The following is a 16,023-nucleotide window of genomic DNA, read 5'->3' on the forward strand; positions in this document are numbered from 1 at the left end:
GACAATTATGAAAAAATACAACTTATCTAAATATAGTCTAGTATTAGGTCTTTCGACTATCTTATCACTAGGCGCGTGTAGTTCTGATTTTACAGAATTAGATCCAAAGGGAAGTACATCGTATGAGAACTATTGGAAAAGTGAGCAAGACGCGGTAGAAGCAGCGAATAGCTTATACCAAATGATGAATCAGGACGAAATGTTCGGTAGAGGGTTCTTCTGGTATATTAATGCTTCTGATGATATGGTGACGGGGCGTCTAAACGCAACTGCTGATAATATCAAGAACTTTAATATGAATGGAGATGAGAACTATGTCAATGGTATCTATCAGAATGCATATAAAGTAATCCGCAGAGCTAATGACATTATCGTGAATGTTCCTGGGATGAAAATAAGCGAGTCTCTTAAAACTAGGATTCTAGGGGAAGCATATTTTATGAGAGGGTTCTTCTATTTTTGGTTAGCGCACACTTATGGAGATAACGGACAGAATGGTGGGGTGCCTATTATTACAGAGGCTAATATGTCTCAACCGGCAGGTAGTTTTAAAAGACCTGCTAGTGTAGTAGAGAACTATGATCATATCGTGAAAGACTTGACTAAAGCAGCGGAGCTATTACCTTTATTTACGGCGTATTCTGCTGATAATTATGGTAGAGCACATAGAGATGCAGCCCTTGCTTATATCGCTAAGACTAACTTATACTGGGCACAGTATGACAAATCTAGATATGCTGAAGTAATTAAGTATGCGGATGCAGTTACTAATTCGGGATCTAATAGAGCTTTAGTGAATACAGGTAATCCTGCGAAAGATTACAGAGAGTTACACAGTTATAAAAACAACTGGAAGAGTGAGTATATCTGGTCTGTGAACTCGGGTATAGAGGGAGGAAGTATCTTACCGGGATGTATGCTTGAGAACAAAGGTTGGGGTGCTTATAACGGTTGGGGGTATTATACACCAACAGAAGGGTTATTCCAAGAATTTGAGAAAGGGGATGCACGTAGAAAGGTAACTTTATTGACTTTCGGAGATGAGTTTTCTTATTTTGGAAAAACGAGAAGATATGCATCAGAGAATTCATTATCAGGACTTCAGTTTAATAAGTATATGGCAGAGTATGCTACAGAAGATGCTCTAGGGAAGTTTATCAATACCAATGGAGATAAACCAACGACGACGTATAATGTGCCTTTAATGCGCTATGCGGAGATCTTATTAATAAAGGCAGAAGCACAGATTATGTCTGGACAGAGTGGGGATGAGGCGTTAAACCAAGTGCGTGTACGTGCTGGGCTACCAACTAAAACAGGAGCTACTATGGCTGATCTAAAACACGAAAGACGAGTAGAATTAGCAGGGGAGTTTGCTAATAGACACTTTGACTTAGTGAGATGGGGTGATGCTAAGGCGGCTTATGGCAAGCCACTTTATGGACGTATTCACAAGGAGCGTTCTAACCCTGATTCTCCATATACAGTATCAGAAGTATGGAAGGCAAGAAACTTTGATACAAGTAAAATGCACGTATGGCCTATTCCTAACAGAGCAGTACAATCATCAGGTATCAAACAAAATGTAGGTTGGTAATACCTTAAACCCAGATTACGCATTAGCCAAATACTACAAAGCAATTCTACTTCATAGCTCTTTCATTAGCTCTAAAACCATACTATAGTATGCTTGTGTCACTAATCCAGATCTATCTTGTATAATTACTTTTCGTTTATATGTCTATCGCGTAATCTGGGTTAAATCTGCAGATAAGATTTTAGGTATATTATTTTCAAGATTCAGAGGGGGTGTAAGCTCTACGCCCCTCTTTTTACACACACAATATGAAAAGATTCTTTCTATCGATAGCGCTACTAGCAAGTGTATTCACAGCTAATGCGCAATCAAAAACATATAAAATACACTCTCATAACGACTATCAGCAAGCTACGCCGTTCTGGACAGCGTATACTAATACGAGTCAATCTATTGAGATAGACTTAGTACTTGATAAAGGAGCGTTATACGTAGCGCACGAGCAAAAGAGTATTGATAAAAACAGAACAATTGAGAGCTTGTATTTAGACCCATTAGCCCAAGCGGTTAAACTAAATATAGGACAGGCAAAAGGGCTAAACTTCTTAATTGACCTAAAGTCGAATGCAAATCAGTCATTAGAATTGCTATTACCTGTGCTAAAGAAATATGAGCAGCTAATTAAAGAACAACAAATAACTTTCGTTATCTCAGGTAATAAGCCTGATGATGCGACATTTAAGAAGTGTCCTACTTACATACAGCTAGATCATCAGTCACTTACGCCTATTGCAGATCAAGCGATATGGAGTAGAGTCGCGATGGTTAGTCTAAACTTTAGAGAGTACTCTGTTTGGAATGGTAAAGGGCGTACCGTGGAAGCTGAGAAAGTGAAGTTGCAGCAAGTGATTGATCTAGTACACAGCCAAGGGAAAGCTATCCGATTCTGGGGAACACCGGATGGGAAGACTGCTTTTAAGGCTTTTGCAGATATGGGAATAGATGTTATCAATACTGATAATCCTTATTTGGCTAATGCGTATTTGTCAAATCTACACAAGACTGTTTATACCAATAAAGAAGTATCTAAAGTGTATAAGCCAACCTTTGCGAATGATGATAAAAATATGCCTATTAAGAACGTTATTCTGCTAATAGGAGATGGTAATGGATTGTCACAAATATCTGCTGCTGCATTGGCAAATGGCGGTGATTTAAGTTTGTTGCAATTAAAAAGTGTAGGGTTCTTAAAGACGCAGTCGGGAGATGATTTTACAACGGATTCTGCAGCAGGTGGTACAGCTTTAGCTACAGGTGAGAAGACGTATAATCGCTCTATCGGGATGAGTATGGAGAGAAAGCCATTAATGAATATCACAGAGTATCTAGCGCCCTTTAAATATAAAACAGGAGTGATCAGTACAGATGAATTGACTGGAGCAACACCTTCTTCATTTTACGCACATCAGCTAGATAGAGATAATTATGATTTAATCGCAAAGGATTTGCTAAGTAGTAATTTGTCATTGTTTGTAGCAGCTGGAAAGAAGTCATTTAACGATATTGACTTAAAGCAAAAGTTTACTGTAGTTAATGACCTAAAAGAGCTTGGTAATGCAAAAGAATCTAAGGTAGGAATGTTCTTAGCTGACGGAGGATTAAAGGGAATTATAGACGGTAGAGAGGATGTATTAGCACAGGCAACTAAGCATAGTTTAGATTTCCTATCTAAAGATAAACAGCCTTTCTTCTTAATGGTTGAAGGAGCGAAAATAGATTCTTATGGTCACTTTAATAATACGGGAGGTATCGTGACTGAAGGTATTGACTTTGATAGAGCGATTACAGAAGCATTAAAGTTCGCAGACAACGATGGACAGACATTAGTGATTATCACTGCGGACCACGAGACAAGTGGTTTTGCGATACCACAAGGGGATGTAAAGAAGGGAATTATAGAGGGAGACTTTATCTCTAATGACCATACAGGAACGATGATTCCTATTTTCGCTTACGGGCCTAAATCAGGCGAGTTTAGAGGTGTATATGAGAATAATGAAGTATTCCATAAGATAGTTAAGCTTTTAAATCTAAAGAAGTAAACGATGAAGCGATTAGTAGTCTATCTGATGGCTGTAATGGGGACTAGTCTTTATGCCCAAAATAAAAATATTAGTGGTAAGGTATTCGAAGATGTCAATAAGAATGGGCAATATGATAAAGGAGAGCCTCTGTTAAAAGATGTTTTGATCAGCAATGGTCAAGACCTTGTAAAGACAAATCAAAAAGGAGAATATAAGATAAATACTTTGGCAGATATGCAGGTTTTTATCGTAAAGCCTACTGGTTATCAGTCTTCTCTGTCTAAAGAGAACAAGGTGAACTTCTATCTGCCTTATGCTGATTTAGGAAAAGTGAGTACATATGATTTTGCCTTGTATAAACAAGATGAGTCAAAGCCTTTAAATGCAGTACTTCTAGGCGATTTACAGTCTGATGTATTAGACGATATTCACCACGTAGAGAAGTTAGTAGTCAGCGAATTGTCAAAGACGCCACCTGATCTAATCTTTCCTTTAGGGGATTTGGTATTTGATCGTTTGGAAGTATTTGACCCTTTGTCTAAATCATTGGGATTGATAGGAAGCCCGATATATTATGTGGTTGGAAATCACGATCTAGACTTTGGTAAAGGGAAGAAGGTTAAGGACAGAGATATTAGTTATAAAAAGGTGTTTGGACCTTCGTATTATACCTTAGAGTATGGGAATGAGCTAATTATCGTGCTTAATAATATTTTGCTTATCGATGAGAAGGGATATATCGGCAAGATAGATGAGGTACAAAAAGTCTTTCTAAAGAATATTCTAAGCCATTATGCACCAACTCATCAAAAAGTAAAAGTAATGATGCATATTCCTATCGAATTTATGAAGGATAAGGAGGAGTTTGTCAGCTTATTTGACAGCTATAACCAAGTGTTTGTTGGGGTAGGGCACACCCACACCCAATATCATAATCACTACTCTAGAACAGCTAATACGCCTATTCACGAGTTAGTAGCAGGAGCAGTATGTGGAGCTTGGTGGCAAGGACCTCACGATATCGAGGGAATACCATTTGCGATGATGTATGACGGTACTTGGAAGGGATATTGGCATTTGAATTCATCTCCCAAAGATTATACGTTATCGTACAAAGTCTCAGGTAGAGATGCGGATAAACAGATACAAGTTTGGGCGCCTGAGGTAAAAGAATGGGACAAGAGCCTAGAACATCTAAATGATGGCTATATCTACGCAAACGTCTTCGCAGGTGATCAAGATACTAAAGTGCAAATCAGCTTTGATGGTACTACGTGGCAATCGATGGACTATTATGAGGGAGTAGATCCTCATTATACAAGATTAATCGAACTACAAAAACAAGGTAGGTTTAAAAATATGAATACTTCTTCTGCCGTAGATGCGAAGAGAGTAAGTAAACATTTATGGCGTATGCCAATTCCTGAGGGACTTCAAGAAGGATCTCAGTTGATTAAAGTAAAAGCTATTGACACACGATACGGTCTTAATCATGTGGAGAACCGTGTCCTGTGGACCCCAAATTAGCTTTATATAAGGAGTTGAGGTGTCAACTTTTTAGATTAGTAGTGTTTGTATTGAGAGGTAGCCCATCGTGGCTACCTTTCTGTTTTTATAGTAACCCAGATGCAAAGTTCAGAATTATAAAACTAGAAAATTTGGTGCAGGGAATTTTTTGCTACTTTTTGTCTTTTTTTACCACTTTTTACCAAAATTGCCTTTTGGACTCAAAAACTTATAAAATTCTTCAATCCCTTTGTATCACAGGGATGAAGGAGGGTTAAAACACACTTTGTTCGGGAAGTGTTGTAGCAGGATTCGGGAGTTCTTCGGAAAACAGGCCTTCTTTCCGAAGGATTACTGCACTGTTCCGAAGCCGTTCCGAACAAATGGCTAAATCAAGTGTGTTTTATTATTGATAATCAGTGTTTTGTATTTTTAAAAGTGGTCTTTTTTGGTAAAAAAAGGTCATTTTAGGCAAAAAGTGGAAGAATCTTCCCTGAAGGAGAAAAATGTTTTTAGGGTGTAGTATTTTTGTTAAAAGATTAAAGGGGGGATATTTGAAATTGGATTGGATAATGTTTGCGAGTATATTGTACCAGTAGAATGGGGTCCTTCGTTGCACTCAGGATGACATATTTTGGGGGATTTTGATGGGGGATGATGATTATTGATGATTGGGGTTTTGGAATATTATCTTGTGGGTTACTGTGAATGACTTCTACTCTTAACCTACTCAGAGAATAAGAAAAATGGTAGTATGACAGGTTTACTTTTAAAATCAGTTGGGTGGACAGGGGTCTTTCCTTTAAGGGGAGTGATGTTTAGGTCTTTGATAGTGGCTTGGCCATTGATGGCGAATCCTAGTTGTCCACGTGATTGTAGGTGGGTGGTGTGGTCTTCATAATGGAAGTATTCTTCGTTGTTAAGCCAAATGTAGAGGTGGTTATCTATCTTTTGGATTTGCCAAGTGACCCATTCTGTTGTTGGGATAAGGGCTACTTTAGGAAGTTTACCGATATTGTTTTTGGTGCGTATGAAGGCGTTCTCTTTTATGATTTCTTCTCCCTTAAATAATTTGCGGTCTTCGATCTGAAGTTTTTTGTCTAGGGTGTTGTATAATATCCCTAAAAAGGCTTGTTCTTTGATGTTTAGCATGACCTCTAATAAGTACGTTCCCTCTTGTACTTGGGAAGAAAAAGTAAGGATATAGTTTTCGGGAAGTTGTTTATTAAGTGTTATAATTGCCCAATGTTTGTTTTTTTCCCCTGTAAGGTTGTAACTTTCGGCAGTCCAATCTCCGTTAATAGCTGTCCATTTGTTGATGTTTTTAGCAGTGTTAGCGAAGTTGGTTTTTACTTTATTATCTACTGAACCACAGCTGATAGTAAGGAAACAAAGGAGGATAAATAGGCTTGTGTTTTTCATTGTAAAAAGTATTCGGTAATTTTTTTACAAGTTTAACGCTTTCAAAATAATAAAAGTGCAATTTGTGTGTTATAATATACAGACTAGCGAAAGGTTGTGAAGATAGGGGGTAAACCTTATCTTTGTAGACTAGATTAATAAAGAATCACTAAGACAAATGTTTTAGCTCTACACTTTTTTAAATGAGAGAGATTCTTTATTTTTAAATAATTTAATTGAGAAGAGGAATGATTAAAAAAGGTTTATTATTAATTGCCTTACTATTGAGTAGCTCCGTTGTTATTGGACAAAAGAAGTACTCAGAACTTACTAAAGAGGATTATTTAAATGATTTTGATATTCTTATAAATATTATAAAGAACCAACACCCTAATCCATTTCGTAGTATTACTGCGAAAGAGTTTGATAAGAAGGTGGCTGAGATTAGAAGTAACCTAGAGAAGAATCCTTCTTATGGGAACTTTTTGTTGTCTAATCCTATTCCCTTAATTCACGATGCTCATTCCTCTCTAAGTACAGATAGTACGATATTTGAGGATTTTACGAAAGAGGCGACTTTCTTTCCGGTAAATACGATTGTGTATGAGGGTAAGGTGTTTGTGAATCAACATAATCCTGTTCTACCTGCGGGTAGTATTATCACAGCTGTTAATGATGTTAAGTCTAAAGCCTATTTAGATAGAATAAATGTGACTACAGATGGACAGATAGTAGCTGATGACGCTAAGGACTTCTCGTTCTACGTATCACTGATGAATCCCGGTGCAGAAGAATTTAAGATCGCTTATCAAGATACACTGAATGCTCCAGAGCAGAAGGAAGTAGTGATGAAGTCGGTTAACTATTCTCGTAATTACTATAATGTACAGAAGGCAATATTGCCTGTAGATGTGATTAGTTATTCTTATGGGATTTATGGACGTAAGATCACTGATGATACTTACTTCCTGACTATTAAGACGTTTGCTTTTTCTGAAGAGTTCGCTTATCAGAAGTTGAGTACTTTCTTTGAGAAGCTAAATGCGGATGGAGTGAAGAACTTAATCATTGATGTTAGAGGTAATGGAGGAGGTTTTCTTAGTAATATTCCTTTGTTTTACTCTTTTATTTCAAAAGATAAAGTGTTTAAGAATAGCTATCGCTATGCTACTAAGGTAGTGGAGATCAATGTGCGTGAGAATTTAATCGATGCGAGTGGAAGACAGTATTCTGATATGGACATTAAGAATATGAACAACTTTATGTTCCAACGTTATGACAAGAGTACAGTAGAGGGGGATGAATATTACTATGGTAATAACCGTCTAGATGAGTCTTATGTAGAGAACTATCCTCGTGACCGTTACTTCTTTGAAGGAAATACAATGTTATTAATAGATAATAATACGGTGTCAGCAGCAGCATACTTTGCTTCTTTATTTAAGGAAAATAACAGAGGTGCTATCATCGGTCAAGAGACTCGTACGTGTAGTAACTTCACTACAGCTTCTTGGTTTATCAACTATAAATTGCCTAACACGCAGACGATTGTAGATTTGCCTCGTTCTGAAGTGTTCTTTAATAATTTAATTAGTACTAAAGAAGGATGCCGTGGAGTACTTCCTGATTATAGTGTAGATGAAAAAGCATTCTATAAAAGCTTAATCAATGAGCAAGATCCTGAGTTGACCTTTGCTTTAGATTTACTAAAAAGACAAGCACAGAACGTAGAGTTAAAGAGTATAGACGCTAATTAAGAATTGTTTGTACTCATACCTCAAATCTGTAACTACCATTTACTGTGAATTAATTCTACTTTACATAGCTTCAATTAGCTCTAAAACCACACTACAGTGTGCTTTAATCGCTAATCTTGCTCTGTTTTGTACAATTTATTCTCGTTTAAACGTTATCTGCAGATTTAAGGTTATACTATCTGCTTTGAGAATATAAATATGTTAGAAAGAATTACCACATTACCTATTAGTGAATTAATTGTCTTTAGTTTATTACTAAACCTCTTTCTCTATGGGCTTTCTATTGGTTTATATCTCCTATTACAGAAGTACACGTGCAGTACTTATATACAAGAAGAACAGCAGGCTATCACAGGTAGAGATATTCGGCTGTCTCTGTTTACTATTGTGTGTAATGCCATTGTATTCTTGTTAGGTGTATGGCTTTATAAGCATGGAATTATTAATGTCAGTGAGCAGAGTACAGTATGGATTATTATCCTGCAGACTATTGGATTAATTGTCGGTATGGACTTCTTGATGTATGTGTTTCACCGTTTAGCACATATTCCTATCTTTTATTCTTTAGCGCACGTTAGACATCACGAACACAGCAGTGTGAATGCGATTAGTCTATTCGTTCTACACCCGATCGAAGCTATTGGTTTCGGACTTTTGATAGTGGTGTTGTTATATCTATTCACTTTTGATGTAATGGCTGTCACACTATATTTAATCATTAATTTATTATGGGGTACGATAGGGCATATCGATAAAGATATCTTTAAGGGAACCTTATTTGAGCGTATCAGTCGCGATGTCCTATGTTTAACGGTATTTCACAATATTCACCACCAAGATCCTGATAGCAACTACGGTTTTTACACTTTATTTTGGGACAAATGCTTTAAAACGTACCGAAAAGTGTAATATGTGCTCTGCAAGTAGTTGATTTATAGTGAGAAACTCTTTTTAGTGCGTGCATTTTTATGTATTTATATCTCTTTTCTTTCTTGTTTTATTATCATAAGTTATTGATTTTTAATAATTAATGATAAGTGCAGTGGTAGAATATTTCGATAAACACACTCTTTTTTGTTAATATTGGAAACGGAAATTAGTCAGATAATCAATTGGAATTCGTAAATTTGATATTCGCACCTTACTATTGATAGTATTAAGATGTGATTGTAATTAAAATGCTATTATGAAAAAGAGTATTGTTGTATTGATGTTAGGACTAGGTGGAGTTATCTACGCTCAGGAGGCTACTGCATTAAGTAATGTTTCTAAAACGGATACATTGAAGTTAAGAGATATTACGTATGTTTTAGAGAGTTCTGTTCTTAATGACTCTCTAGATATTGTAGAGGAAAGAAGTGCGATGCCTGCTATACATACACCGTTAAATAGTCGTCTAAAATATATTGCTACTACTGATGAGGGATTTAAGCCATTTATCAGTTTAGATAGTAAACAGGATAGTATAGTACTTGTGTCTAAGTATATCAAAGGAGAGCTAGAGAGTGGAGTAGTGGTAGAAGATAATGGAGCAGAGGATCTAGCGGTGGTACATTACACAGATTTTAAACCTGTGACTAGGTATATAACCAATAGTGATTATCACTTCTATATGTATGCGAGTAGTGAAATAGAGAAAAACGATGCGCTTAGAGATCAGTTTGACAATTTAGATGAAGGAGAGTTACTTCCCTATAAACAAAGCTATGTAAATGATAAATGGACATCGTGGAATGGTAATCTTACAGAGAGTCAAGTGAATATAGATGGGCTATCTACTCCTGCTACTTTATACAGTTCTTTAGATGAGAATAAGGAGAAAATGATGTGGAAGATAATAGGAAAAGATAATGTACTGTCTTATGTCTTCATCGAAAAAGAGAAAGGGATAACTACTGTGTATGAACAATCTTTTAAGAAGGAGGGGAGTAAACTAGTGGCTTCACCACTGAATACAGCTTCTATGATTAATGTAGGTTTTGATAAAAAACGTGTAACGGCTAAGACAGAAAAAGGGAAGAGTATCTCGGATATCTACTTCGAAAACTTCGGTAAGAGAGAGTGGAAGAAGCCTAATCAGTATATCTTTGATTACAAAAGAAAATCAGATAAGAAAGATACGCGTACTAGAGTGGTCTTAGATAAGAGTATCGCTCCTGATACGATCTTCTTTGATTTTATCGTGGCGTTAGCGAATAACCCAGAATTATTTAGAAGAGATGTACATTTAAAGGATTTCTCTTATGAACAAATACTAAACAAAAAGATTATAGTACTTAATGCCTCGGTAAAGGCACTGTACACATTAGAATAATATCTTAAATAAAGTCTGCTAAATAGCAGGCTTTATTCGTTTAGGATACTTAGGGATTATAAATAACTAGATGTGATTAGTGGTAAGGCATTCTTTTATAGCCAATAAGAGGAAAGAGAAGAGCCTGCTATTTTAACAGATTTATCTTTTTGTAGTAATTGCCATTTTGTATCTTTAGCTTGAAAAATTTATTAGCAAAAATGACATATTTAGAAAAACTATCAGAGATACGTTCTTTAATGAAGAGCAAGGGTATAGATGGATATATTATTCCTTCGTCGGATCCTCATATTAGTGAATACTTACCAGATTATTACAAGTGTATATCTTGGACATCTGGGTTTAGAGGTTCTGCAGGAACATTAGTTATAACACAAGACTTCGCTGGGTTATGGACAGATTCTCGTTATTTCGTGCAAGGGCCTGCACAGTTAAAAGGATCGGGCTTTGAGCTAGTAAAGTTAAAAGTTCAGCATGCTCCAGAGTATGTTAACTGGTTAGGAGATAAATTATCTGCAGGAAGTACAGTAGCATTTGATGGTAATTTAGCATCACTAGCTGTAGCTAATGCAGTAAAATCAATCTTAGAGCCACTTAATGTAAAAGTAGATGGTCATGTAGATCTATTAGATTTGATCTGGAAAGATAGACCTGCATTACCAACAGAACCTACTTATACACTACCTATCTCTATTACAGGACAATCTACTCCTGATAAGATAGCTGCAGTACGCAAAGTATTAAAACAAAAAAGAGCAACATCACATTTGATTTCTTCATTAGATGATCTTGCTTGGGTATTAAATATAAGAGGAACAGATGTGAAGTGTAATCCTGTTACACTTGGATTTGCTTTCATCAGTCAAGATAAATCAATCTTGTTTATTGACTCTAAAAAGTTAGATAAGGGAACAGCTGAAGAATTACAAGGATATGGTATTCTTATCAAGCCTTATGAAGAAGTAAGAAACTACCTTAAGTCATTAAGTGCAAGTGAGACAATCTTATTGGATCCTAAACGCACTTGTTTTGCTACATATGATTCTGTGCCTGCTAATGTGAAAATATTAGAAGATATGAATCCGTCTACAATGCTTAAGGCTGTTAAGAATGAAGTAGAGCTTAACCATGAGAGACAAGCGATGGTTAATGACGGTGTGGCTTTAACGAAGTTCTTTAAGTGGATCGAAGAGAATGTAGCTTCTGGACAATTATCAGAGATGAGCATTGCGGATCATTTGAGAGGATTACGTGCAGAACAACCTGGATTTAAAGATATCAGCTTTGATACTATCGCTGGATATAAAGATCACGGTGCACTACCTCATTATAAAGCAGAGCTAGATAGTAACTATATGTTAGAAGCTAAAGGATTATTATTAGTAGATTCAGGTGGGCAGTATGAAACTGGTACTACAGATATCACTCGTGTAATCTCTCTAGGGCAACTAACTCAAGAGGAGAAAGAGGATTATACTTATGTACTAAAAGGTACAATAGAAGGATCTATGGCTATCTTCACTAAAGGAACTAGAGGTTATCAGATAGATGCTATCACTCGTCGTCCTATCTGGGCGTCTATGCGTAATTATGGACACGGTACTGGACATGGTGTAGGGTTTTTCCTTAATGTACATGAAGGACCACATACTTTTAATGGAGCGGCAGTAGATATCGCTATTGAGACAGGTATGGTGAGTTCTATAGAGCCAGGATTATATAGAGAAGGTAAACACGGTATCCGTATTGAAAATTTAGTGGTAGCAAGAGATATTAGTTCTAATCAGTTCGGTGACTTTATGGACTTCGAAACGATTACAATCTGTTATATCGCAACTGATTTAGTAGATAAGTCTCTATTAGATCAAGTACATATCGATTGGTTGAACAATTACAACCAATGGGTGTATGAATCATTAGAATCTAAATTATCACCTGTAGAAGCAGCGTGGTTAAAAGAGAAAACAAAAGCAATTTAGTAGCTTTACATTGTAATTCTACTTTAGTGGTTATAAAAAAAGGTTGGTTCATTAGATGAGCCAACCTTTTTTAATTACAAAAAATTTAAAAACAATTTAAAAACAATTATGTGTGTATAACATTTGAATAGCGAATAATAGGTGCGTGCCCATTACTTTCGAATGTCTGATACTTCTGAATTAAAAAGTCTGAAGACTGATACCCACAAGTATCAGCTATCTCCTTAAATGAATTCTTCGTGAAGAATACCATTTCTAAACTCTGAATATACTTTCTCTTTTCGTGGAATGCTAAATACTCTTCCCCAAAGAAGTATACAAAGTCATTATTAAAGTTGTCTAGAGCTAATCCCTTTGTTGATAAAGCAAGAACTAACTCCTCTTTACTATTTACTTTATTAGTTGCTAACTCTTTATATAAGGTCATATATTTCGCCTTATCTTTCATATAGAAGTCAATATCTAATAGAGAGTCAATATGTTCATTGCGCAGATTTAAATAGAAAAGGTTAAGTACTATCTCTCCGCGTTTAGAATCTTTAAAGAATGTTCCCCCTAGTCCACATAGTCTATTCTTTCTGTTTAAACAGTTGAATTTGATATAGTGGTATTGATCACTACTTAGATTTTTGAACAAATTAGACAAGTCATTAGAAAGTACCTTGTTTATTTGTTCTTTAACGTCAGGAGTAATTTTCTCGAAGTTAACTTCTCTTATCTGATTAAAGTTGTTGTCTAAAACTAATGAGAAAGATTGTGCATACTGAATGTCTTGTTGATGCTCTTTTATTGTAGCATAGTTAATATGCATTAATGATTCGAATAACGTGGTGCTCATTGAATCAAAATAGTTGTAATGAAATCTTTGCCAAGCTAAAGAATGCTTGTTAGCATTAATGTTGAGTTTTGCGAATTTCTCTATGAACTCTCCGAAAACATCCGTGAGTTCTTCAAATAATTCAAGTGTCATAATTAAGTCGTTTGATTAGTTAGGTTTTGTTTTGGAAATTTATATAATTTTTTAATAAAAACAAACAAGTTTTTTTTAATTCTTTTATTTGGAATGATGTAAAAATTATACAATGCAATAAAATTCTTTAATTCTATTGCATTATAGTTAAAAAGGGTATAGTGCGTTAAAGTCAGTAGTACTGTGATTTAAGAAGAATAGGGTATAAGTAAAGTTACCTCTAAATAGAAGTAGTTTGTATGGTTTGGGCAGGAGGCTCTATACTCGAGTATTTAACATTTGGAAGGTGTTTATTGTCTATTTATGACAGGAAAATGAAAACAAAAAAGCCGATTACGTGAGTAATCGGCTTGTAGGAAGTATTAATCTAGAATCAACTTTAGACAAATACTACAAAGCAATTCTACTTCATAGCTCTTTCATTAGCTCTACAATCATACTATAGTATGATTGAATCACTAATTCAGACCTATTTTGTATAATTACTTTTCGTTTATTTGTCTAACGCATATTTTGGGATTAATCTATAGAACCTGTAAAGTTCATTTGTTTACTTAACCATGGTTTGCCATTAGGCAGGTCAAAAAAGCTAGGTGGTACATCAGCGAAGGTAAATCCTATCTTCTCATAGCATTTAATCGCTCCTTCATTCCAATCGAATACGTTTAGCATTACATTTTCTCTCAATAGTTCTTTACGAGCATATTGCACAAAAGACATCATCATTCTCTTGCCATAACCCTTACCACGACTCTCTTTATCACCAACAACTATACGGGCTAACTTGGCGGTATTATTATCCATAAGTACTATTTGACCTGCACCGATGACGACATTGTTCTCGGGGTCTATAGCCTTAAAGTACATCGCATTCTTTGTTTTCATAAAGTTGACGATCTGCTGTTCGGTTAATGGATAAGTAAAAGCTGTCCCTCCAAATTGGACTAATTCATCTTCTAAGAAATTCCAATTAAGCATAAGAGGAATGTCATTAGTAGTAAATGGTTCTAATATAATCATGTATAATTTTTAATGGGCGGCAAAGATAAACAACCTTGTGTCTCTATAATCTTGCTTTGTTATAATTAAACACACCTTAACACTGCGTAAAGTGTTAAAACGAGAATAATTCAAATAACACATACTGTAATTTGTGAATAAAATAGATTATGATAGGTTTTAATCACGAATTGATGTTTTTAGGGATGACGTTTATCTATCATAAATGAGGGGGTGTTAGTGATAAACAGTCCTAAATACAGCTATGGCTTGTTTATAAAATATAGAATTATTCAATAAATAACCTGTTCTAAGCAAAAAACACCTTAATAAAGACAAGGATAAAATAGAAAAGTGGTAAACTTGTATAAAATACAATAATATGGCAGGTAATACTTATGGCAATAGGTTTAGAGTAACTACATTCGGTGAGTCACACGGTGTAGCGATAGGTGGTATTATAGATGGCTGTCCAGCAGGTGTAACGTTAGATTTAGAGGCTATACAACAGGAGCTAGATAGACGTAAACCAGGGCAATCTAAGATAGTAACACAGCGCAAAGAAGCAGATGAAGTAAAGTTTCTTTCAGGGATATTTGAAGGGAAGACAACAGGTACTCCGATAGGCTTTATGATAGAGAATACAAATTCGAAGTCTAAGGATTACGACCATATTAAAGATATTTATCGCCCTAGCCATGCGGATTATGTATATGATGAGAAGTACGGTCACCGTGATCACAGAGGTGGAGGACGTAGTTCTGCTCGCGAAACGGCAAGTAGAGTAGTGGCAGGTGCTATCGCAAAACAAGTATTAAAAGACTTGAAGATAACGGCTTATGTAGCTTCTGTAGGAGATATCACAGTAGATAAGCCTTACCAAGAACTAGACTTTAATCATATAGAACAAAACCCTGTACGCTGTGCTGATCCTGTAAAGGCAGTGCAAATGGAGGAGTTAATTAAAGACATAAAGAAAGACGGTGATTCTATAGGAGGGACTATTATCTGCGTGGTACAGAACGTTCCAGTGGGGTTAGGAGAACCTGTGTTTGATCGTTTAGATGCTGATTTGGCAAAAGCTATGCTAGGGATCAATGCTGTAAAAGGAGTAGAGTTTGGTAGAGGATTTGAAGGGACAAAAATGAGAGGGAGTCAGCATAATGATTCTATCTTACCTGACGGCAGTACTACAACAAATAATGCAGGTGGTATAGTAGGTGGTATTAGTAATGGTATGGATATTTACTTTAGAGTTGCGTTTAAACCAACAGCCACTTTAATGAAAGATCAACAGTCAATCAATACTGACCATGAGGTCGTAACTGTACAAGGAAAAGGAAGACACGATGCCTGTGTACTACCACGTGCAGTGCCTATCGTGGAAGCGATGACTGCAATCACGCTACTAGATTTTTATATAGAACAATTCGGAAGAAAGTAATAAAAAAGAAGAGTTGAAATAAAGGTAGATAA

At 35.8% G+C, this 16,023-nt stretch carries 11 protein-coding genes; 8 read left to right on the plus strand and 3 right to left on the minus strand.

Annotated elements, in window-relative coordinates; translation table 11 throughout:
* Positions 1-7: 7 nt before the first annotated feature.
* The 3 genes from CF599_RS03490 (at position 8) to CF599_RS03505 (ending at position 5,148) form a co-directional block, all read left to right on the plus strand.
* Positions 8-1,597, plus strand: coding sequence for a RagB/SusD family nutrient uptake outer membrane protein (locus tag CF599_RS03490; protein ID WP_121964660.1), 1,590 nt, complete (start codon positions 8-10; stop codon positions 1,595-1,597).
* A 248-nt stretch (positions 1,598-1,845) separates the two neighbouring features.
* Positions 1,846-3,639 carry an alkaline phosphatase gene (locus CF599_RS03500; RefSeq protein ID WP_121964661.1) on the plus strand — a complete coding sequence of 598 codons (1,794 nt, stop codon included), beginning with the start codon at positions 1,846-1,848 and terminating at the stop codon, positions 3,637-3,639.
* Between the two features lie 3 nt (positions 3,640-3,642).
* Positions 3,643-5,148, plus strand: a complete 1,506-nt coding sequence (locus CF599_RS03505; RefSeq protein ID WP_121964662.1) for a calcineurin-like phosphoesterase family protein — start codon at positions 3,643-3,645, stop codon at positions 5,146-5,148.
* A gap of 705 nt (positions 5,149-5,853) precedes the next feature.
* Here CF599_RS03505 and CF599_RS03510 read toward each other — a convergent pair.
* Positions 5,854-6,549: a hypothetical protein gene (locus CF599_RS03510; RefSeq protein ID WP_121964663.1), complete on the minus strand. Its 696-nt coding sequence runs from the start codon at positions 6,547-6,549 to the stop codon at positions 5,854-5,856.
* Between the two features lie 227 nt (positions 6,550-6,776).
* Here CF599_RS03510 and CF599_RS03515 point away from each other — a divergent pair, with 227 nt between their 5' ends.
* From CF599_RS03515 to CF599_RS03530, 4 genes are all read left to right on the plus strand, one after another.
* Positions 6,777-8,285, plus strand: a complete 1,509-nt coding sequence (locus CF599_RS03515) for a S41 family peptidase (RefSeq protein WP_121964664.1) — start codon at positions 6,777-6,779, stop codon at positions 8,283-8,285.
* Between the two features lie 198 nt (positions 8,286-8,483).
* On the plus strand, positions 8,484-9,194 hold the full coding sequence (locus tag CF599_RS03520; protein ID WP_121964665.1) for a sterol desaturase family protein: 711 nt from the start codon (positions 8,484-8,486) through the stop codon (positions 9,192-9,194).
* 277 nt (positions 9,195-9,471) lie between these two features.
* On the plus strand, positions 9,472-10,599 hold the full coding sequence (locus CF599_RS03525; protein WP_121964666.1) for a hypothetical protein: 1,128 nt from the start codon (positions 9,472-9,474) through the stop codon (positions 10,597-10,599).
* 200 nt (positions 10,600-10,799) lie between these two features.
* Complete coding sequence (locus CF599_RS03530) at positions 10,800-12,578, plus strand: aminopeptidase P family protein (protein ID WP_121964667.1); 1,779 nt, start codon at positions 10,800-10,802, stop codon at positions 12,576-12,578.
* 106 nt (positions 12,579-12,684) lie between these two features.
* Here CF599_RS03530 and CF599_RS03535 read toward each other — a convergent pair whose 3' ends face one another.
* Both CF599_RS03535 and CF599_RS03540 read right to left on the minus strand, forming a co-directional pair.
* On the minus strand, positions 12,685-13,548 hold the full coding sequence (locus CF599_RS03535) for a hypothetical protein (RefSeq protein ID WP_121964668.1): 864 nt from the start codon (positions 13,546-13,548) through the stop codon (positions 12,685-12,687).
* Positions 13,549-14,067: 519 nt separating this feature from the next.
* Positions 14,068-14,568, minus strand: coding sequence for a GNAT family N-acetyltransferase (locus CF599_RS03540; protein ID WP_121964669.1), 501 nt, complete (start codon positions 14,566-14,568; stop codon positions 14,068-14,070).
* Positions 14,569-14,929: 361 nt separating this feature from the next.
* Here CF599_RS03540 and aroC point away from each other — a divergent pair, with 361 nt between their 5' ends.
* Positions 14,930-15,991, plus strand: coding sequence for a chorismate synthase (aroC, locus tag CF599_RS03545; RefSeq protein WP_121964670.1), 1,062 nt, complete (start codon positions 14,930-14,932; stop codon positions 15,989-15,991).
* The last annotated feature ends 32 nt before the right edge of the window (positions 15,992-16,023 follow it).

It is taken from the genome of Myroides sp. N17-2 (assembly GCF_002286775.1).
In the GTDB taxonomy this organism is placed as follows: domain Bacteria; phylum Bacteroidota; class Bacteroidia; order Flavobacteriales; family Flavobacteriaceae; genus Flavobacterium.

What these genes read in the sequence shown, in the direction of transcription:
- CF599_RS03500 (WP_121964661.1), top strand. Translation starts at nt 1,846, where the DNA reads ATGAAAAGATTCTTTCTATCGATAGCGCTACTAGCAAGTGTATTCACA.
- CF599_RS03505 (WP_121964662.1), top strand. Translation starts at nt 3,643, where the DNA reads ATGAAGCGATTAGTAGTCTATCTGATGGCTGTAATGGGGACTAGTCTT.
- CF599_RS03530 (WP_121964667.1), top strand. Translation starts at nt 10,800, where the DNA reads ATGACATATTTAGAAAAACTATCAGAGATACGTTCTTTAATGAAGAGC.
- CF599_RS03540 (WP_121964669.1), bottom strand. Translation starts at nt 14,568, where the DNA reads ATGATTATATTAGAACCATTTACTACTAATGACATTCCTCTTATGCTT.
- CF599_RS03515 (WP_121964664.1), top strand. Translation starts at nt 6,777, where the DNA reads ATGATTAAAAAAGGTTTATTATTAATTGCCTTACTATTGAGTAGCTCC.
- aroC (WP_121964670.1), top strand. Translation starts at nt 14,930, where the DNA reads ATGGCAGGTAATACTTATGGCAATAGGTTTAGAGTAACTACATTCGGT.
- CF599_RS03510 (WP_121964663.1), bottom strand. Translation starts at nt 6,549, where the DNA reads ATGAAAAACACAAGCCTATTTATCCTCCTTTGTTTCCTTACTATCAGC.
- CF599_RS03520 (WP_121964665.1), top strand. Translation starts at nt 8,484, where the DNA reads ATGTTAGAAAGAATTACCACATTACCTATTAGTGAATTAATTGTCTTT.
- CF599_RS03535 (WP_121964668.1), bottom strand. Translation starts at nt 13,548, where the DNA reads ATGACACTTGAATTATTTGAAGAACTCACGGATGTTTTCGGAGAGTTC.
- CF599_RS03525 (WP_121964666.1), top strand. Translation starts at nt 9,472, where the DNA reads ATGAAAAAGAGTATTGTTGTATTGATGTTAGGACTAGGTGGAGTTATC.
- CF599_RS03490 (WP_121964660.1), top strand. Translation starts at nt 8, where the DNA reads ATGAAAAAATACAACTTATCTAAATATAGTCTAGTATTAGGTCTTTCG.